This is a genomic window from Paenisporosarcina sp. P4_B8 (assembly GCF_056402175.1).
Genome location: NZ_JBFUHX010000009.1, coordinates 18221 through 36580 on the forward strand (window position 1 = coordinate 18221; position 18360 = coordinate 36580).

General features: G+C 40.1%; 23 protein-coding genes. 4 read left to right on the forward strand and 19 right to left on the reverse strand.

What is annotated here, in order from left to right; genetic code table 11:
• Positions 1 to 7: 7 nt before the first annotated feature.
• Positions 8 to 1057 (reverse strand): GPR endopeptidase, encoded by a 1050-nt coding sequence (gene gpr, locus AC1DSK_RS09965; protein ID WP_477546918.1) that lies wholly within the window; start codon positions 1055 to 1057, stop codon positions 8 to 10.
• Positions 1058 to 1269: 212 nt separating this feature from the next.
• On the opposite strand from gpr, the gene rpsT reads away from it, so the two are divergent.
• Complete coding sequence (gene rpsT, locus AC1DSK_RS09970; protein ID WP_477546919.1) at positions 1270 to 1518, forward strand: 30S ribosomal protein S20; 249 nt, start codon at positions 1270 to 1272, stop codon at positions 1516 to 1518.
• 264 nt (positions 1519 to 1782) lie between these two features.
• On the opposite strand, the gene holA is transcribed toward rpsT, so the two are convergent.
• Complete coding sequence (gene holA, locus AC1DSK_RS09975) at positions 1783 to 2793, reverse strand: DNA polymerase III subunit delta (protein ID WP_477546920.1); 1011 nt, start codon at positions 2791 to 2793, stop codon at positions 1783 to 1785.
• 166 nt (positions 2794 to 2959) lie between these two features.
• Here holA and AC1DSK_RS09980 point away from each other — a divergent pair, with 166 nt between their 5' ends.
• On the forward strand, positions 2960 to 3094 hold the full coding sequence (locus AC1DSK_RS09980; RefSeq protein WP_477546921.1) for a YqzM family protein: 135 nt from the start codon (positions 2960 to 2962) through the stop codon (positions 3092 to 3094).
• A gap of 17 nt (positions 3095 to 3111) precedes the next feature.
• Here the strand turns inward: AC1DSK_RS09980 and AC1DSK_RS09985 are convergent, their stop codons facing one another.
• The 12 genes from AC1DSK_RS09985 to AC1DSK_RS10040 all read right to left on the reverse strand — a co-directional run bounded on the left by AC1DSK_RS09985 (position 3112) and on the right by AC1DSK_RS10040 (position 12603).
• On the reverse strand, positions 3112 to 5385 hold the full coding sequence (locus AC1DSK_RS09985; RefSeq protein ID WP_477546922.1) for a DNA internalization-related competence protein ComEC/Rec2: 2274 nt from the start codon (positions 5383 to 5385) through the stop codon (positions 3112 to 3114).
• A 23-nt stretch (positions 5386 to 5408) separates the two neighbouring features.
• The gene (locus tag AC1DSK_RS09990; protein ID WP_016426868.1) at positions 5409 to 5990 is read right to left on the reverse strand and encodes a ComE operon protein 2; all 582 of its coding nucleotides are present in this window, start codon (positions 5988 to 5990) and stop codon (positions 5409 to 5411) included.
• A 73-nt stretch (positions 5991 to 6063) separates the two neighbouring features.
• Complete coding sequence (locus AC1DSK_RS09995) at positions 6064 to 6672, reverse strand: helix-hairpin-helix domain-containing protein (protein ID WP_477598206.1); 609 nt, start codon at positions 6670 to 6672, stop codon at positions 6064 to 6066.
• A gap of 129 nt (positions 6673 to 6801) precedes the next feature.
• Positions 6802 to 7539 carry a class I SAM-dependent DNA methyltransferase gene (locus AC1DSK_RS10000; RefSeq protein ID WP_477546924.1) on the reverse strand — a complete coding sequence of 246 codons (738 nt, stop codon included), beginning with the start codon at positions 7537 to 7539 and terminating at the stop codon, positions 6802 to 6804.
• A complete protein-coding gene (gene rsfS / locus AC1DSK_RS10005; protein WP_477546925.1) occupies positions 7539 to 7889 on the reverse strand; it encodes a ribosome silencing factor in 351 nt (116 codons plus the stop codon). Before rsfS ends, AC1DSK_RS10000 begins: the two co-directional genes overlap by 1 nt.
• The gene (gene yqeK / locus AC1DSK_RS10010) at positions 7890 to 8459 is read right to left on the reverse strand and encodes a bis(5'-nucleosyl)-tetraphosphatase (symmetrical) YqeK (RefSeq protein ID WP_477546926.1); all 570 of its coding nucleotides are present in this window, start codon (positions 8457 to 8459) and stop codon (positions 7890 to 7892) included.
• Entirely contained in the window at positions 8452 to 9018 is a 567-nt protein-coding gene (locus AC1DSK_RS10015; protein ID WP_477546927.1) for a nicotinate-nucleotide adenylyltransferase, read from the reverse strand. The genes yqeK and AC1DSK_RS10015 overlap by 8 nt, the downstream gene beginning before the upstream one ends.
• 2 nt (positions 9019 to 9020) lie before the next feature.
• Positions 9021 to 9320 (reverse strand): ribosome assembly RNA-binding protein YhbY, encoded by a 300-nt coding sequence (yhbY, locus tag AC1DSK_RS10020; protein WP_269925208.1) that lies wholly within the window; start codon positions 9318 to 9320, stop codon positions 9021 to 9023.
• The gene (aroE, locus tag AC1DSK_RS10025; protein WP_477546928.1) at positions 9307 to 10149 is read right to left on the reverse strand and encodes a shikimate dehydrogenase; all 843 of its coding nucleotides are present in this window, start codon (positions 10147 to 10149) and stop codon (positions 9307 to 9309) included. Before aroE ends, yhbY begins: the two co-directional genes overlap by 14 nt.
• A 12-nt stretch (positions 10150 to 10161) precedes the next feature.
• Positions 10162 to 11265 (reverse strand): ribosome biogenesis GTPase YqeH, encoded by a 1104-nt coding sequence (yqeH, locus tag AC1DSK_RS10030; protein WP_477546929.1) that lies wholly within the window; start codon positions 11263 to 11265, stop codon positions 10162 to 10164.
• Positions 11262 to 11783 carry a YqeG family HAD IIIA-type phosphatase gene (locus AC1DSK_RS10035; RefSeq protein WP_477546930.1) on the reverse strand — a complete coding sequence of 174 codons (522 nt, stop codon included), beginning with the start codon at positions 11781 to 11783 and terminating at the stop codon, positions 11262 to 11264. Before AC1DSK_RS10035 ends, yqeH begins: the two co-directional genes overlap by 4 nt.
• Before the next feature lie 37 nt (positions 11784 to 11820).
• Positions 11821 to 12603: a phosphatidylserine decarboxylase gene (locus AC1DSK_RS10040; RefSeq protein WP_477546931.1), complete on the reverse strand. Its 783-nt coding sequence runs from the start codon at positions 12601 to 12603 to the stop codon at positions 11821 to 11823.
• 91 nt (positions 12604 to 12694) lie between these two features.
• Here AC1DSK_RS10040 and pssA point away from each other — a divergent pair, with 91 nt between their 5' ends.
• Together pssA and sigK are read left to right on the forward strand one after the other, a co-directional pair.
• A complete protein-coding gene (gene pssA, locus AC1DSK_RS10045) occupies positions 12695 to 13234 on the forward strand; it encodes a CDP-diacylglycerol--serine O-phosphatidyltransferase (protein WP_016426857.1) in 540 nt (179 codons plus the stop codon).
• A gap of 85 nt (positions 13235 to 13319) precedes the next feature.
• On the forward strand, positions 13320 to 14069 hold the full coding sequence (gene sigK, locus AC1DSK_RS10050; RefSeq protein WP_016426856.1) for an RNA polymerase sporulation sigma factor SigK: 750 nt from the start codon (positions 13320 to 13322) through the stop codon (positions 14067 to 14069).
• 13 nt (positions 14070 to 14082) lie between these two features.
• Here sigK and mtnN read toward each other — a convergent pair whose 3' ends face one another.
• The 5 genes from mtnN to AC1DSK_RS10075 all read right to left on the reverse strand — a co-directional run bounded on the left by mtnN (position 14083) and on the right by AC1DSK_RS10075 (position 18360).
• A complete protein-coding gene (gene mtnN / locus AC1DSK_RS10055; protein WP_477546932.1) occupies positions 14083 to 14775 on the reverse strand; it encodes a 5'-methylthioadenosine/S-adenosylhomocysteine nucleosidase in 693 nt (230 codons plus the stop codon).
• 118 nt (positions 14776 to 14893) lie between these two features.
• Positions 14894 to 15589, reverse strand: coding sequence for a YrrS family protein (locus tag AC1DSK_RS10060; protein WP_477546933.1), 696 nt, complete (start codon positions 15587 to 15589; stop codon positions 14894 to 14896).
• A 272-nt stretch (positions 15590 to 15861) separates the two neighbouring features.
• Positions 15862 to 16338 carry a transcription elongation factor GreA gene (gene greA, locus AC1DSK_RS10065; RefSeq protein ID WP_016426853.1) on the reverse strand — a complete coding sequence of 159 codons (477 nt, stop codon included), beginning with the start codon at positions 16336 to 16338 and terminating at the stop codon, positions 15862 to 15864.
• A gap of 109 nt (positions 16339 to 16447) precedes the next feature.
• Positions 16448 to 17086 (reverse strand): uridine kinase, encoded by a 639-nt coding sequence (gene udk / locus AC1DSK_RS10070; protein WP_016426852.1) that lies wholly within the window; start codon positions 17084 to 17086, stop codon positions 16448 to 16450.
• On the reverse strand, positions 17083 to 18360 hold the full coding sequence (locus tag AC1DSK_RS10075; RefSeq protein ID WP_477546934.1) for a peptidase U32 family protein: 1278 nt from the start codon (positions 18358 to 18360) through the stop codon (positions 17083 to 17085). The genes udk and AC1DSK_RS10075 overlap by 4 nt, the downstream gene beginning before the upstream one ends.

The window sequence follows — 18360 nt, forward strand, 5'->3', positions numbered from 1 at the left end:
CGTAGGATCAGGGTTGGTTAGAACTAAAAACATCCTCTTGAAGCCATTTTGTTACACTCGCTTGAATCATTTCTGCGTGCCTCACAACCCACGTATCTGTTTCTTTTGGCGTAACAAATAATTGTTGGTGATGCGGGGGCAAAACTTCCTGCAATAGTCCTCGGATTTCGTCGCTTGACCACCCTGCCCATTCACCGAAAATCGGCTTGATGGCTTCAACATTTACGGGTTCATCTGAGCTTCTAAGCCATGATCCTACTGATAGGGCTGAAGATGGTTTCGTCGTCTCCCCGATTTGGGATGAAATCACTTTGAATACTGTTTCAATCGCATCCACAACTAGCACTGGCGCATCCACAACCATTGGCACACCGATAGCAGTTACAGGAACTCCTAATGATTCAAATGAAATTTCACTTCGCGCATTGCCTACACCCGAACCTGGGTGGATACCGGTATTTGTCAGCTGGATGGTTTTACATAGGCGATCTTGATTACGTGCTGCTAATGCATCAATAATCAAAATCAAATCTGGTTTGACATGCTCAGAGATCGCTTTAACAAACTCACCTGTTTCCAAACCGGTTTGACCTGTTACACCCGGTGCATAAAATAAAACTTGTCCTGTTTCAAATGGAAAATGGAACATTTCTTCATGAAAACGGTCGATTGCCATTGGACCGATTGCATCCGGTGTAATCGTCCGATTTCCTAATCCGATTACCAGTACTTTAGATTGTGCCGTCAAATTAATTTGCTTATGAATATCTTCTAATGATTGAATAAATTGTTGCTCTAGTTCCTTGAATCCTTCGTCATCTTCAGCAGTTAAAGTTGGAACGGATAAAGTAATATATGTTCCAGCTTTTTTGCCTATCGACTCTGCCCCATTTGCATCCGTTTCAATATGGGTTATATGAACTCGACCTTTACGCTCTTCATTCATTTGAATCCCAGGCGTTTCATATAATGTATCTTTCTCTTTTTCCGTTCGATGCTGAACCACTTCGGTTGCTTCATCGATTAAATCAGTCCGCATTAGATTACGTATATTCATCCATATCACCTCAAGAAAAAGTTTGCCCAAGGTGTCAAGTAAATATTCTTTGCGTGAATCTATTGCAATTTAACTTTTGGTTTGCTAAAATAATGCTTGTTGTATTGATAATACTGATCTAATACTTAAAGCAAACAGCGCCTAATAAACGCGCATTAACGCTTAAACTCGAGAATCTCTTGATCTCGGACCTTTTATAGGAGGTGAAAGATATGCCAAACATCAAATCTGCAATCAAACGTGTAAAAACGAATGCTTCTGCTAACGCACAAAACTCTCACACGAAGTCTACAATGCGTACAGCAGTTAAGAAAGCTGAAAATGCTTCTCTTAACAACGAAGAAAACGCAAAAGAACTTTTACAAACTGCTATCAAGCAAGTAGATAAAGCAGCTTCTAAAGGATTAATTCATAAAAACACTGCGGCTCGTAAAAAAGCTCAATTAATGAAAAAAGCGTAATAATATGAAAGATCGGATTCGATTGACGAATCCGGTCTTTTTTTGTCTATTTGAAAGGCTCTGTTAAATTTTTATGTTGATAATTGAATTGTCTCTCTGCGCATCAGTAACAAGTATTAACATTTACCTTTAACACAGCCATTTGAAAAGAAAACTTTTGTTTTCAGCCGTCAGCACGATATTATCAGCAGTGAAATTCTCTCCATCCTTTTCCCATAAAAAAATGGACTTGATTCGCTTTAATCACGATTCAAGTCCATTGTCTTATAACCGATTCATTAAAAATAATTCCAGAATCCGTTCACGTCGGCCGCTACTTGTTTTTAATTGGTAATCGGCACCAGCGAGACGGTGTAACACTTCGAGCAAACGTTCTTCTCCTACTTGCTGTCTGCTTTCTACAATTAATTTGACGCGGTACGGATTGACTTTTAATTGTTTCGCTATTGCCTGTGCATGATAGCCTTTCTTTTGCAGGTACCGAACATTCGACATCAAGCGAATTTGGGAAGCCAGTAATGCGGTCAGCATGATCGGTTCTTCTTTTTGCCTTAATAAGTCATGGTATACCGTCAATGCGGTGGTCGTATCTCCTCGCAAGTATGCATTCAGTAACTGGAACGCATCCTGTTCTAATGTGCGGGTCATCAGCAACTCCACGACATCTTTCGTAATTTCGGATTCTTCTCCTACATACGTCGCCATTTTATGTATTTCGGATTGCAACTGAACAAGGTCCTGACCTACTGTCTCAATCAATCGGGCAATGGCATCATCCGTCATGCTTTTGTTTTCCTGGGAGACTGTTGATTGCACCCAGACTGATAAGTCGTTTCCTTCGAGAGGTTTCGCTTCCAGCAACAAAGCCTTATCCTTCATCAACTTTGTCACTTTTTTTCGCTCGTCCAATTTTTCATAAGGAGCAATGAAAACTGTGATGGCCGTTTCAGATGGGTGCTGAACCCAACTTTCAAATGACTTCAAATCATGATCTATTTTTTCTTTTCCTTTTTCTGTCGCTTTTAAAAAAGAGGCATTCTTGGCAATAATTAATTTACGCTCTGTAAAAAACGGAATAGTGTCCGCTTCTTCAATAACATGTTGAACGGGAACTTCATCTAAATCAAACATCAATATATCCGTTTCTCCGGCTTTATTCAGTGATTCTTTCAGACGACGGATAGTTTCGTCAAAAAAGTAATGCTCTGTGCCGACTAGCAAATAAATCGGACTGAATTCGCCTTTTTGAATCTTTTTCCAAATACTTGAGAACATGAAGAACCTCCTCTTACACACCTTCATTTCCATTATACATTAAATCGAAATTCACTGGTGTTTGAACAAAATGTGTCATTCAGCTGAAATCACGGAAAAAAACTTGTTGTTTATAGATTTTTCCGAAGCAATCACTTATAATTAATTTGAATTAGGAGGGGTAGCAATGAACGAATTTGAAAAGAATGTCCAAACCAGACGTAACGATGTGGGTGACTCGGGTATTGGTTTCGTTGTATCTTTTGTTTTCTTTGCAGCGATTTTCACCATTGCGACTGTAATTGACTTCATTACAAAATAAGCAAAAAAAGAGACTTCTCATTGTGAAGGGTCTCTTTTTTTTATATTTTTTTTGAATGACGTCCGTACGGTCACTGCTTCCTTTTCATAACGGACATGAATAGTGCCAACTTCCGCTGTTGTCATTGTCGGTAATTGTAATTCCGTGAACCTTTTGACCACTTCATGATTTGGATGCCCGTAACGGTTGTTTTGACCTGCTGAAAAAATGGTGAGACGTGGCTGTAGCTTTTGTAAAAACGCTTCAGAACTGGAAGTATTACTACCATGATGTCCTGCTTTTAATAGGTTGATATTTTGTATTCCTCCATACACCTTCAGTAAATCCTCTTCCCCATCCTGTTCTAAATCTCCTGTAAACAACGCTGTAAACAAATCATGTTTCAAGTATAGTACGAGCGAATCATCATTTCCTTCATACGTAGTATCCTGTGGCGATACATACGTAAACTGTGTATTCCTTATTCGGAATCCACTTCCCGTCATTTGTTCTTTAATCGGTATTTTCATAGCCAACGCAGTTTGTACCGCGTGTTGCAATGTATGTTCAGCAATAGCGCCAGGTGTCACATGGATTTCTTTTACGTTCACTTCCTCCAATATTTCTTCGGCGCCTTCAATGTGATCACTATCCGCATGTGTCCAAATAAACGTATCAATTGTTTGAATGCCTCTTCCTTTCAAGAAAGGTACAATTACTTCCCTTCCTATTTCAAAAGGTGTGCCTGATAGTTTCCAAGCGGCTTGATCAAACCTCAATAATCCTCCCGAATCAATCAGAATGACCCCTTGTCGATGCGGAAGTTCAATAAGGGTTGCATCCCCTTGCCCGACGTTAAGGAATGACACTTCAATCGCTGAATCGAAATAAGAAGAACCTTGAATGATGGCAATCGGCAAACCTAATGTCAAAATGAGTCTTTTCTTAGCGTGTTGAAGCTCCAGAACAAAAAATGTAGCGACCACACCAATAAAGGCCACAACCATCTGCCAGTTCGATAGTTTGCCTGGATTCCACAGTTGATGTGGAATGGAGGCTAGTTTTAGAATGAAACTCGTCAAAGCCATTCTTAACGGTTCATACAAAATGAACAGGAAATCGGTTAAAGAAAGGAAGAAATACGATAAACTAAACAGCACTAAATTGATTGGTAAAATAATGACGGAAAAGAGTGGTACAAACAAAAGATTGACTACAAAAGAGGAAAGTGAAATTTCGTAAAAGTGATATAGAAGGATTGGTGCAACCCCAATTTGACAGAGAAAAGTAATCCAAAAAGATTGCTTGAAAACATTTGTTTGTGCTTGTAGAAATGGGGAAGAAAAAAGCAATACCGTGGCGGCTCCATAAGACAATTGAAATCCTACCTGGAGTAATACCCCCGGTTGCAGGTAAATAAAAATAAGCAAACTGATTGCGAAAGCATCAACGGCTGCCAGTCTTTTGTGGAGTTGCTTTGAAAGTAATAGAATTTCCACGACACCGACCGCACGCCACACTGAAGGAGCCCCACCAACTAAACATGCATAGACTGGCAAACAGACGATTAAACACCATACGGCGACTTCTTTACGAATGGACAATCTAAGAAGGGATTGATAAAAGATAAAGGTAAGAAACGCTACATGAAGACCCGAAATGGCAAACAAATGCGTGATGCCAAGTATTTGATAGGCGCGATTCTCCTGTGGGTCAACGTCATCTCTTAAGCCAAGTAAAAGTGCTTTGGCTTCTGCTTGAAGTGAAAGTGGAAAATACTTGTCTATATGCTTTTCCATGAGAAATCGCTGATTTGCAATCCAGCCGATTATTCCATCTGGATGAGAAACCTGTACCATTGTGCTTGCCGACAACATCCCTGTTGCCCCATGGCTTGTTAAGTAGGTTTGCATATCAAACGCATACTCATGGGCTGGCATTGGGACAGGTGTTATTTGTCCCGTTATCTTGAATACTGCATCTGTCAACGACTGATTCAAGAATTTGATTTTCTCTTCTTCTGAAACAAAAGTATACACAATATACCATTTTTGTTTTCCCTCAGATATTGCGAATCCTCTTAATTTGGAGCCTTTTATTGTATGAATCGAAGTCCAGGTATAAACATCTTCTTGAACGACTTCATGTGAATCAGGCGACAATTTGTCTTGTGCATGCAAAAAGAAAAAAATAGCCGCTGCTACATAACTTAATAAAAAGAATATCTTAAATCGATTACGTACAAATAATAGAATAAGTGGGGCATGTAAAAAAAGAAGTTGGATGGAGCCGATTGCCGCGCTGGTTGACACAATGGCCGCGACGGCAATATAGATTAGGCGTTGGTTCCAATGGTTTTGCCAAATAACTCATTCACCTGCGCTTCATATGAAGCCAGTTCTTCTGCAGGAACACCCTTCTCTCTTAACTTATGAAGCATGTCCAAATACAAAGTGATTTTCTGATCGCTTAAGAAATCAATTTTCCGTTCATCGAAAGATACATGCACGACTTCAATATTTGACTGGGCAAGTAATTGAATGGCATATTCACTGTTTTTATAATCTTTCGCGTAATATAAACGTCGGATTCCTGACTGAATAATTGATTTTGTACAAGGAAGGCAAGGAAAATGAGTCACGTACAAATCCGCTTCATTAGTTGATATGCCATATTTTGAACATTGCAACAAGGCATTCATTTCTGCATGAATTGTACGGACACAATGATGATCCACAACGTAGCATCCTTGATCGATGCAATGATCGCCACCGGAAATGGATCCGTTATATCCACCTGCCATGATTCGCTTATCCCGTACAATGGTTGCACCTACCGCTAATCTTGTACATGTGCTTCTAAGCGCCAGTAAATGACTTTGTGCCATAAAGAATTGGTCCCATGTTATTCGCTCCATAAAAACGCCCCCTGATTGTAAACTCTTATCTAGTTTAGTAGGAACATGTTTGAATCGTCAATTGAATATGGTTTTATTTAACCGAAATGAAATCTTTCAGTTGCTCAAAAGTTTGATCTCCGATTCCAGAAACTTCTTTTAAGTCTTCAATCGATTGAAAAAGTCCTTTTTCTTCTCGGTATGCAAGAATTGCCTTCGCCTTGGAAGGACCGATACCTGAAAGTGTCATTAAGGTCATTTCATCGGCAGTATTGATATTAATGATAGTAGATTTTTCTTTAGTTGAATCTGGTGTTGTCGAAATAGTTGTCGCTACGTCCTTTTCGCCAATAAATGGTACATAGATCACCATTTCATCGGTCAGTTTCGCAGCCAAGTTCAATGCTTTTTCTTCAGCGGATGGCAATATGCCTCCTGCAAGCTGGATGGCATCCAATACACGACTTCCATAAGCTAATGTATAAACGCCAGGTGTCAGGACTTGTCCTTTTACATCAACGACAACCACTTCATTTATTTCGATGTCAGGTTCGTTCAGTTCTTCAGTTGGAATTGTATTTGGGATGGGGGTTTGAATGGTTTCGAGCGTATCGGCAAGTGGGGGCGCCTGCTCGTTTGAAAAAGGTTTAAACAGTACTACAAATAAAATAATACCTGCACTTACAAGCACTGCTTTATTCATATGTTTTTTCATCCATGCAAGAATCAGATTGGGTCATCCTTTCCTACAGGGAGCAATTCTTATGGAGTTATCCATACTATAAACGAATTGCTCATTATTGGAAAGTCTTATATGAAAAGGTAATGGAAACTATTTAATGGCGTGGAAAAAGATTCGTTCACTGTTTTCTTCAGGTGACTCATTTGCCCAGTCTGCAGTTACCTTAATTTCCGAAAATCCTGCTTGCTGCAAGAATGATAGATATTCTTTCACACCATAAGAACGTTGAAAATGACTTTCTTCAAAACGGTCGTATGAACCGCTCTTATTTTTCATAAAGAAAGTTAAATCATGATAAACAGAGTGTGGATACTCGCCTGGTTCCGTGTGCCAGATATAAGCAACGTCCTCATCTTCATATGTAAATGGACCGTCTAAAAATAATACATCCATTTTATAAACAGAGTGAACATCAAAGAACAGTTGTCCACCTGCGGCGAGCGATTCATGAATCCCATGCAACGTCTGAAGAACTTGCGCTTCCTCTTCCAGATAATTTAACGAATCTATCGATAGAACAGCTACATCAATTTCTTCGAATCCGTCCAAATCAGTCATAGAGACATGAAACAACGGAATGGATATCCCCTGCTTTAGAAAGCGGTCAGCTGCAATTGCCAGCATTTCCTCAGACAAATCGACGGCTTGAACAAGAAAACCCTGTTCTGCAAATTTCGCAGACAGGACTCCGGTTCCACACCCAATATCTAATAAAGATTTACCTTTCACATTTTCAACATTTGAAATAACCTTTTCGACATATTTGTCGTAAGGAATATCCGTCATTAATGCATCATAAATGTGTGCAAACTCTTTATAGCTAGTCATTACGCTTCTGAGTCTACAGAGATGATTGGTGCATCTCCCCATAAACGTTCCAAGTTATAAAATGCACGTTCATCTTTATGGAATACATGCGCAACTACGTCGCCCATGTCCACTAATACCCAACGAGCTGCGTCAAAGCCTTCTAAACGTTTTACATCAAAACCGGATTTGCCTGCCTGTTCTGCCATTTCTTTTGCAATTGCCTGCACTTGACGGTCAGAATTTGCGTGACAAATAATAAAGTAATCGGCAAGCAAAGATACACCTTTCATATTCAATACGACGATATCTTCTGCACGTTTGTCATCTGCTGCTTTATAAGCAACCTCTAGTAAAGTTGGAACTGTCATTCAGTCATTTTCCTTTCGTGTAACCAAATCATTATAACAATGAATGGAATCCGGATATACCGGTTGATTTTTTTGCAATAAAAATTGAATCGAACGTTGGACACAAGCTTTCATTAACGCGTTCAGTCCCAGTTCATCCTGTTTTCTTAAATCATCAACTCCCGGGAATTGACGATTCGGTTCTATCATATCGGCACAATAAATTATTTTTTCAAGATCAGTCATGTTTGCGCGGCCAGTAGTATGGTAGCAAATCGCGTTCAATACATCCTGATTTGACACTCCAAATTCCTGCTGAGCGACAAATGCACCGACTGGGGCATGCCACAATTCATGATGAAATTTTAAGAGGGTTGGATCCATCTGTTGATCGATAATGATTTGTTTCATCCATTCCCTATCCGCAAATTTCACGACATCATGTAAAATTGCCGCAAGCTCTGCATCTTTTCCAGATACGCCATACACATTCGCTAATCGAATAGCTGTATCCATTACTCCTAAAGTATGCACAATTCGTTTCTCAGGCATCCGCGTACGTATAGCATTTATCAAATCATCTCTATTCATACAATTTCTCCTGACGAATATAAGTTTGTACATTTTCTGGAATTAACAATGATACATTTTTTCCTTCTTTGAACCGGTTGCGCAGCGCCGTGGAGGATAAATCAATCAACGGTGCATCGATTAACGTCACTGGATAATCAGAGCGTTCATCATAACCTGGACGCCGTACACCGATTAATCGGACCTTTTCGACCAGTTCATCAATTTTATACCACTTGTCCAAAGAAGAAATCATATCAGCACCAATCAGAAAACTGAAATGTGTTTGAGGTTCACGGGATGTCAATTCTGTCATCGTATCAAACGTATAGGATAAGCCGCCTCTTTCAATCTCAAGAGGCTCCACTTGAAAATAAGAAAATGGCTTGGTGGCAAGCTGCAGCATTTGCAGTCTTTGTTCACCAGTTGCCAGATGCGATGCTTCTTTATGTGGAGGCTTAGCGTTCGGCATGAATCGAAGTTCATCGAAATCCAGTGCATGAAACACTTCATTTGCCATGATTAAATGTCCAATATGTGGAGGATTGAATGTTCCACCAAAAATGCACACTTTTTTCATCGTTAGCCTCTTGTCGGCAATTCGATTTTTTTGTTGTTTTTAGAAGCTTTGTATAATACGACAGTCAAGCCGATTAACTGAACAAGTTCTGCTTTTGTTCCCTTTGCTAATTGCTCAGCTACTTCTTGCTTATCGTCTTCACAATTTTGCAGAATACTAATTTTAATCAGTTCACGAACTTCTAAAGCTTCTTGAATTTGTTTCAGCATATGTTCATTCACTCCGCCTTTTCCAACTTGGAAAATAGGGCTTAAATGATGTGCTTGACTACGTAAAAAACGTTTTTGTTTACCTGTTAACATGTGGACCTCCTAGTGTTTGCTCGACTTGCTCTATCGTTTGTTTCGTATCAGGTTTGCGATTTGTCCACTTTTGAAATGAGAATGCTCCTTGATGTACAAACATCCCAACGCCATTTAAACAACGTGCTCCTCGATCTTTTGCTTCCGCCAAAAAAGGCGTCAATAATGGATTATACACAATATCCGCAACAATTGCTGAAGATGTTACATTTTCAAGTGACATTGGCTTGTCCACTTTAGATGTTTTCATGCCTGCAGGCGTTGTCTGGATAATGATTTGAAACAGTGCAAGTTGTGATTCAGCTTGTGAAAGTGACATCGCACGATCACCATCTATATCTTTAATTAATCGTTCCGCAGATTCGATTGTACGGTTTGCACAGGAAATATGGACATATCCTTGAGCTTTCAGTGCGAATGCTATCCCTCTTGCAGCGCCACCAGCACCAATAATTAAGATGGGCAAATCTTTAAGATTTGCCCCCATCGCTTCTTCAAGCGAATTGACAAAGCCGATGCCATCCGTGTTATATCCTGTCAATGAACCATCCTCTTCCACCACTACCGTATTGACTGCGCCCATTAAGGCCGCTGTCGTATCAATATGATCCAGCAGTGGGACGATGGCTTCTTTATGTGGAATGGTTACGTTCCAACCACTCACTCCTAAACATTTAAGTGACTCGACAGCATTAACCAGCTTGTCTTTCCTTACATGCACAGGAATATAAGTGGCATCGATGGATAAATCGGCAAACCACTTGCTGTGCATGCTTGGCGACATCGAATGAGAAATGGGATCCCCAATGACTGCGTACCATTTTTTCATGTCAGTCGCCCCCTAAATCAATGATGGACGAACTTGAATTTCTACTCCTTTAGGAGCATATGCTGCAATGACCACGTTCGGTTGGTTAACAGTAATCCAACCCAATCCGGAGAACACGATATCCGTCTTTCCTGCTTTAACAGAAAACTCGTGTCGGACAAGTGGCGGGAAATTCTCTTTAAATTCGGCAGAAGGCGGTGCAAGCATTCCACCTACATGTTCCGCATACAAAGCATCAGCATTCTCAAGTTTCGTACGGTGAATATTTAAATCATTCGATATATGAACCGTAAACGACGAACGTTCTCCTTGTATGAAGTCAAATCTTGCAAGGCCACCAAGGAATAAGGTTTGCCCTGAATTTAACTGGAAAATTTTCGGTTTGATTTCTTTTTTAGGTGTTATCCATTTAAGTTCAGATGAGTCAAGGAAATGCGCCATTTGATGATGATTGATAATACCTGGCGTATCATAAAGTGATTGATTGTCATCCAATGGAATTTCAATTAAATCAAGTGTTGTTCCAGGGAAATGTGAAGTTGTAATCACTTCTTTTTCACCTGTCACCTGCTTGATGATACGGTTGATGAAAGTTGATTTTCCAACATTCGTACAACCAACTACATACGCATTTTTGCCTTCACGAAGACGATCGATTGCTTCCATCGCTTCCACCATTCCAGTTCCTTTATGGGCACTGACTAACATGACATCGACAGGCTTCAATCCCAATTTCTTCGCTTCCTGCTGCAACCACTGGATAACGCGATGTTTTTTCACTGATTTCGGCAACAGATCCACTTTATTCGCAACCAGTAAGATTGGATTGTTTCCTACAAAACGGTGTAAACCTGGTAACCAGCTTCCGTTGAAATCGAAAATATCGACGATTTTCACGATCAGACCTTGTTCATTGCCAAGACTGTTCAATATACGAAGGAAATCATCATCCGTTAATGACACAGGCTGCAATTCATTGTAATTTTTCAAGCGGAAACAACGCTGGCAAATGATTACTTCTTTTTCCAGTGATGATTGTGGTGCAAATCCAGGTTCCTTTGGATCTAGTGTTTGTATTTGAGTACCGCATCCGATACAAGTTGGTATAGTTGTCAAACTTCTTCCTCCCAAGTTACATAGCCTCTTCTTTTTAATGCCTTGAAAATTCGTCTTTCAACCAATCGATTGAAACGCGTGAAAAATCCGTCCGATTTTGCGACAGGCAATACTAAAATCGTATGTAAATGGATGCGATTTCCTCCGACAACATCCGTCAGGAGCTGATCGCCGATTACTACCACTTCTTCACGTTTCACATCCATTTGTTGAAGTGCTTTACGAAATGCTTTGCCCATCGGTTTACGTGCTTTATAAATGAAAGGAATACCAAGTGGATCTGCAAATGATTTCACTCGCATCTCGTTATTGTTCGAAACAATCGTCACTTGAATTCCTGCATCTTTCATACTCTTCAGCCAGCTCACAAGTTTGGGTGTCGCATCAGGACGGTCCCATTCAACTAACGTGTTATCCAGATCCGTAATGATTCCACGAATTCCTTTATCAAGCAATCGTTGTGGCGAAATGTCGAAAACACTTTTCACAAATTCGCTCGGTAAAAATTTTTTATACAACGTGACACACTCCGTTCAACCTATTTTTCTCTAATGATTATAACATACTCCCGATTTTCTCACCCACTCGCACCCGACTGCCGGGTGTGAATGACGAATCCTTTTGAAAAGCATCTTTTTCAAATAGTAATACAACTGTGGAACCAAACGTGAAATACCCAATTTCCTCACCTTTTATCCAATCCCGTGATGTATTGGTCATTTCAATTGAGTTTACAAACATGGCACCCACACTGATAACTGCACAGTTTTTTTGATTTGGACAAACCAAATGCGTGACTTGTCGATAGTTTCCGCTAATTGGGGTTTTTCCATAAGACAATCCGGCCTGATTCACAGGGTATGATTTTTTCCCAAGTGTCATTTGTTTTTTAACATGTCCATTAACTGGACTATGAATTCGATGATAATCAGCAGGGCTTAAATACAATACCATATAAGTCCCGCCAACATAGTGTGAGGCAAGGTCAACATTTCCAAGCAGGTCCGTTAAGGTATACGACTTTTCCTTCACTAAAAATGTTCCAGTCGATGATATTTGCCCAATGGATTCAACTTTTGCATCAACAGGACTTCCCACTTCCATTTCTCCTTCTGCAATGGGACGGTGCTGTGCATCAATTTTTCGGATGAAAAAGTCATGCAATGTCGGAAATGATTCGATAGTTTGTGAAACTTCCTGCATCTGTATTCCGTATGTACGTATATAAGATGGAATCACTTTGCGACTCCAAGAAGATTTGGCGAATTTCTGGATTGCCACGGAAGACCATTTGCCATTCGTCAATTCAATAAGCGTTTGGTAAACTTTCTGTTTCACGTTATCCCACCTCTTCTAAATATGTTCTACCTTTTTTTAGTTGAAAGAAGTATAATGAACTAATACTTTACACAAGAAGGAGTGTCGTCCATTGTTTTTAATGCATCGAGTGGATCACACAATCAAAAAAATGAAAGCACATGCAGCAAATATGATCACCATCGGGAATTTATCTTTTGGTGGTGCTTCCATAATGACCACATTAAACGAATCATATAGCTATAGTGTTCTGTTTATATTTATCGCAGCATTACTAGATCGTTTCGACGGAATGGTTGCTCGTAAATTAGGTCAAGAATCGGAACTCGGAAAACAACTCGATTCCATGAGCGATATCATCTCATTCGGTGTTGCCCCAGCGATTCTCATATACATGGTTGATTTATTTGAATTTGGAACAGCCGGAATGGTCATCACCATCATTTATATTGCCAGCGGAGCTTTTCGTTTGGCACGTTTCAATATAATGGATTCGAATGGCTATTTTACAGGTCTTCCAATTACAGCTGCCGGTACTATACTGACGCTTTCTTATTTTGGATTGTCCCTATTTTCACCAGTTTTTTATATGTTCCTCGTGCTCATTTTGGCTGTATTGATGATTAGTACTTTTACTTTGAAAAAAGTGTAACGACCGCAAATTGTGGTCGTTTTTTTCATGCTTTTTATGTCGTTAACATATAGTGACAAAAGACGACATGGAGGTGCTCATCAGCATGAGTGGTTTATTGTCTGCCGTCCTGCAATTATGGATTGAAATTCCGGCAGTCCTAGGTTACCTGAAAGGTCAGGCATTTAGAAAGCCCCTATCCCAAGAAGAAGAAGCCATATATGTAGAGCGTTGCTTAGCCGGTGATGAAGAAGCAAAACACGAATTAATTGAACGGAATATGCGACTCGTTGCACACATCGTCAAAAAATTCCATCCAAAACATGAACAACTCGATGACTACATTTCGATCGGTACAATCGGTTTAATGAAAGCCGTTGCAAGTTACACACCAGATAAAAAGACCCGCCTCGCGACATACGCCGCCCGCTGCATAGAAAATGAAATTCTCATGCATTTACGTTCCCAGAAAAAAGTCCAAAAAGATGTCTCTCTCTACGAACCGATTGGCACGGATAAAGATGGCCATTCACTCCAAATTACAGATCTCCTGCAAACTGACGAAGACACTGCACAACAAACACTGGAACAAAAAGAACAGATGGCAAGACTTTACCGGCACTTGGACAAATTGGAGAAACGCGAAATTGAAATTATTGAGCGTAGATATGGGTTACATCAATTTGAACCTATGACTCAAAAACAAATCGCCAAGCAATTGAATATTTCAAGAAGTTACGTTTCCCGCATCGAAAAGCGAGCACTCGTAAAGTTGTATCAATTGTTTAAACATGAAAAAAACTCTCTCGATTCACTGGATATCGAAAGAGCCTCCAACAATCAATCTCTATTTTAACACGGAAACGTGCTTATAATTTACTAATTACATGTAAAACGATTTGTGTCGAATGTTTTGCAGCTGTCGGCAAGAATTCATCAAAACTGATGGATGATTCTTTCCCTGCAATATCAGACAGTGCACGAATCACAACAAATGGTACGTCGAATTGGTGGCATACTTGCGCAACAGCAGCCGCTTCCATTTCCGCAGCCTTCATGTGAGGGAAATGATTACGCACGCTTTCAACACGCACAGGATCGCTCATGAATGAATCTCCTGTAGCAATTAGGCCAGTTGCATATTGATGTTGGCCTAATTCTTCCACTGCCTCTTCCGCAAGCTTACGAAGCTTAGCGTCTGTGGTGAAAGCCGCAGGAAGCTGTGGTACTTGTCCCATTTCATAGCCGAAAGCCGTTACATCCACATCGTGGTGACGTACTTCATCCGAAATAACGACTGCTCCTACTTCCAGTTCTGCATCAAAGCCACCAGCTGAACCAGTATTAATTACAGCATCCGGTTTGAAATGTTGAAGTAAAATGGTCGTTGACATGGCTGCGTTTACTTTACCGATACCGCTTCGCAGCAGCACAACGTCATGCCCTGCATATGTACCTTCAGTAAATTCACTATTTGCGATAACCGTTGTTTGTGGATTTTCAATTGCCAAACGTAACGCTTCAACTTCTTGTTCCATTGCGCCAATTACTGCTAATTTCATATAGTTTCCGCCTCTTTTCTGTTTGTTAAATCATTGGATACATGTACTTTCGAACAAGCTTCGTATTTAGTCTCGAGCAAAAACACTTCCCTTAAAATAATAAAAGCGGCGCCGAAAGTCAATAGGCGCCGTCCAATGTTTTCAAAGTCTCCATTTTTTCAGGTTTCCAGCCTTCGCCGTCAACCCACTCTAAATACACACGATATTTTTCTTCTTTATCTTTTGAAGATACAACCCCAATGGATTTCTGAGGACTTCCACCGTTTTCAATACGCCATACAATCATATTGTCCGCAGATAAGCCTGTTGTATATGCCATAGCTTTTAGTTTCTCATCCCAGTCCACATGTCCCTCGGTATATACAGATGTATGTTCGCCAGTTTGTGATGTGCCGACCGGCTTCCAGCCAGTGTTAACGATTCGTTCAGAAACGAGTGGATCATTAGACGGTGTAGTAGTTACGGTGCCACCAGTTGTTGAATCTTCAGTTGTTGTAGATTCTTCCCCAGTAGCTTCTCCATCAGATGATTCGCTGTCTTCTGTTTCCTCTTCTTCTGCAATTTGTTCGGAACCGATTTGGTCTTCAGGATCAACTTCTTCTTCAGCTTCTGATCCATCTGCCGTTTCTGCAGACTCGGTATCTTTCGTACTGTCAGCTTTTTCAGGCTCATCGTCATTTCCGAGGAAAATGAATCCCGCAGTAATGATAATAAGGACAATGACGATACCTATAAGTGCATTTAATATTGTGTTCGTGCTTGGTTTTTTTGGTCGATTACTTCTCGAGGTATATCGACGCTGTGTATTTGCCAATGCGTACTCCCCCTTATATACAGCATGATAACATAATTGTTGATTACAAATTAGACGAATGTGTTAAGGAAATGTTTCATTTGGATAAGGTTTCGGTTGATTTTTTGGGCGTAGAGATGTATTGGAACAATTTTGGTGATTTGGGAGCAGTTTTAATAGTTTTTGGATCAACTTCCTCAGTTTCGGAGCAACTAACCAATTAACTCCTAATTCTACTATTCCCCGCAAAAACAAAAAATCCACTCCCAAGATGCAGGAGTGGATTTTGATTATTAATTGATTGATACAATCTTGACGTCCATTTCGCCACCAGGAGTCAATACTTTTACTTGATCTCCAACCGAACGGCCAATCAAGCTTTTCGCGATTGGAGAATCATTTGAAATCAGACCTTCCATCGGATCTGCTTCAGCTGAACCAACGATAGTGTAAGTTTCTTCTTCTCCGTCTGGAACTTCAATAAAGGACACAGTTTTCCCAAGGGATACGATGTCGTTATTTTGCTCGTCTTCTGCAATAATGACCGCATTGCGAATCATTGATTCTAAAGTTGAGATACGTCCTTCAACGAATGCTTGGTCTTCTTTAGCAGAATCATACTCAGAGTTCTCGGATAAGTCACCGAAACTACGTGCAATTTTAATACGTTCAACAACCTCTTTACGTTTAACCGTTTTCAAAAATTCTAGTTCGTCCGCTAATTTCTGCTTTCCAGCAGCAGTCATAGGGTATTGTTTTTCTGTTGACAATGTATTTCACTCCTTCAACTACTTGCTAACTAATAAAAATACTATGACTCGCATCTTATGAATATGCGGTTAAGTAATTAGATAATTTTGTCAGTCTTTCACAATCATATTACACAATGATATCAGATTCAAGAATTGTTTTAATTTTTGTAACCATTAAATCAATGGCAACCTGGTTTTGGCCACCTTCAGGAATAATGATATCTGCATATCTTTTCGTTGGTTCGATAAATTGGTTATGCATCGGACGTACGACAGATAAATACTGTTCCACAACCGATTCGATGGAACGGCCCCGTTCATTGATGTCGCGCATTATACGACGAATGATGCGTAAATCCGAGTCCGTATCGACAAACAATTTGATGTCCATCAAATCTCGTAAGCGCTCATCTTCGAGAACCAAAATACCTTCTAATATAATAACATCCTGTGGCTCAATGACAATCGTTTCGTCTGCACGAGTGTGAACTGCATAATCATACACAGGTTTTTCGATTGCTTTACGATTCAAAAGTTGATGAATATGTTCAATTAACAAATCTGTATCGAAAGCCAAAGGATGGTCATAGTTTGTAGCAAGTCGCTCTTCAAATTTTAGATGGCTTTGATCTTTATAATAATAATCTTGTTCGATTACGACTACGGATTTTTCTTTGTAAACGTCATAAATTGCCTTGGTAACACTTGTTTTCCCTGAACCAGAGCCACCAGCAATACCAATAACAAGCGGGCGCTTAAATGTCATCGTACAAGCTCCTTTCTCATCATGTTATTTGGTCTTAAAGGGATGTCGGATTTGAAACGAATGATTTGCAACGGATGGCGTGCAACATCCAATTCCATTCCTTTTTCATCCCATAATTCTGTAATGGTCATCCGGAAATTTTCAATATCCGGGCCGAAGAATTCCACTTCCTGCCCTTTTGTAAAGTAATTCCGTTGTTGCAATGTGACCATTTTTGTTTCTTCATTATAATCCAGAACAAGACCTATAAAATCTGTCGTTGTCTTTCTGCCATGGACACCATACATTTGCTCTTCATAAGTTGGTTCACCTTCAAAGAAAGCAGTTGCCGTATCACGGTTCGCGCATTTTTCGAGTTCTTCAAGCCATTCGCGTTTTATCACAAAGTTCTCGGGATCTGCGCAATACGCATCGATTACTTTACGGTAGACACTGACAACGGTAGCTACGTAATGAATCGATTTCATGCGACCTTCAATTTTCAGTGAATCAATGCCAAGTTCAATCATACGTGGGATGGATTCGACTAGTTTCAAGTCTTTTGGACTCATGGCAAATGGCGAGTCACCCTCACTGAATAAAGGTTGCTGTTCGCCTTCGTTTACTTCGTACAAATCGTAATCCCATCGACAGGACTGGCAACATCCACCACGGTTTGAGTCACGTGCTGTCATATGATTCGACAACGTACAGCGACCACTATAAGCGATACACATAGCTCCGTGAATGAAAGCTTCGATTTCTATATCGACTTTTTCTTTCATTTCCTGAATTTCGTCGCCACTCGTTTCACGGGCAAGTACAACGCGGTGCAAACCTTCATCTTTCCAGTATTGGACTGCTTTCCAGTTTGATAAAGATTGTTGTGTACTTAAATGAATTTCGAGCTTCGGCGCTTCTTGACGACATGTTTCGATAATTAATGGATCTGCAACGATAATGCCTGTCACACCTGCTGATTCAATATCTTTTAAGTATGTTGCCAAACCGAACATATTTTCGTTATGAGCAAAAATGTTTGTCGTGACATAAATTTTCGCACCATAGCCGTTCGCAAACTCAACTGCTTGTCGCATTTCATCTATTGAAAAGTTACCTGCATTTGAACGAAGACCAAATTCACGGCCACCAATAAACACAGCGTCCGCACCGTAATGAACAGCGATTTTCAGCTTTTCAAGATCTCCTGCAGGAGCAAGGAGTTCTGGCTTTTTAACAATGACGCGTTTGCCATCAATGATTTCACTAATTCGGTCATGTTGAAGCAATGCCAT

What these genes read in the sequence shown, in the direction of transcription:
- gpr (WP_477546918.1), bottom strand. Translation starts at nt 1,057, where the DNA reads ATGAATATACGTAATCTAATGCGGACTGATTTAATCGATGAAGCAACC.
- rpsT (WP_477546919.1), top strand. Translation starts at nt 1,270, where the DNA reads ATGCCAAACATCAAATCTGCAATCAAACGTGTAAAAACGAATGCTTCT.
- holA (WP_477546920.1), bottom strand. Translation starts at nt 2,793, where the DNA reads ATGTTCTCAAGTATTTGGAAAAAGATTCAAAAAGGCGAATTCAGTCCG.
- AC1DSK_RS09980 (WP_477546921.1), top strand. Translation starts at nt 2,960, where the DNA reads ATGAACGAATTTGAAAAGAATGTCCAAACCAGACGTAACGATGTGGGT.
- AC1DSK_RS09990 (WP_016426868.1), bottom strand. Translation starts at nt 5,990, where the DNA reads ATGGAGCGAATAACATGGGACCAATTCTTTATGGCACAAAGTCATTTA.
- AC1DSK_RS09995 (WP_477598206.1), bottom strand. Translation starts at nt 6,672, where the DNA reads ATGAATAAAGCAGTGCTTGTAAGTGCAGGTATTATTTTATTTGTAGTA.
- AC1DSK_RS10000 (WP_477546924.1), bottom strand. Translation starts at nt 7,539, where the DNA reads ATGACTAGCTATAAAGAGTTTGCACACATTTATGATGCATTAATGACG.
- rsfS (WP_477546925.1), bottom strand. Translation starts at nt 7,889, where the DNA reads ATGACAGTTCCAACTTTACTAGAGGTTGCTTATAAAGCAGCAGATGAC.
- yqeK (WP_477546926.1), bottom strand. Translation starts at nt 8,459, where the DNA reads ATGAATAGAGATGATTTGATAAATGCTATACGTACGCGGATGCCTGAG.
- AC1DSK_RS10015 (WP_477546927.1), bottom strand. Translation starts at nt 9,018, where the DNA reads ATGAAAAAAGTGTGCATTTTTGGTGGAACATTCAATCCTCCACATATT.
- yhbY (WP_269925208.1), bottom strand. Translation starts at nt 9,320, where the DNA reads ATGTTAACAGGTAAACAAAAACGTTTTTTACGTAGTCAAGCACATCAT.
- aroE (WP_477546928.1), bottom strand. Translation starts at nt 10,149, where the DNA reads ATGAAAAAATGGTACGCAGTCATTGGGGATCCCATTTCTCATTCGATG.
- sigK (WP_016426856.1), top strand. Translation starts at nt 13,320, where the DNA reads ATGAGTGGTTTATTGTCTGCCGTCCTGCAATTATGGATTGAAATTCCG.
- mtnN (WP_477546932.1), bottom strand. Translation starts at nt 14,775, where the DNA reads ATGAAATTAGCAGTAATTGGCGCAATGGAACAAGAAGTTGAAGCGTTA.
- udk (WP_016426852.1), bottom strand. Translation starts at nt 17,086, where the DNA reads ATGACATTTAAGCGCCCGCTTGTTATTGGTATTGCTGGTGGCTCTGGT.
- AC1DSK_RS10075 (WP_477546934.1), bottom strand. Translation starts at nt 18,360, where the DNA reads ATGGCATTGCTTCAACATGACCGAATTAGTGAAATCATTGATGGCAAA.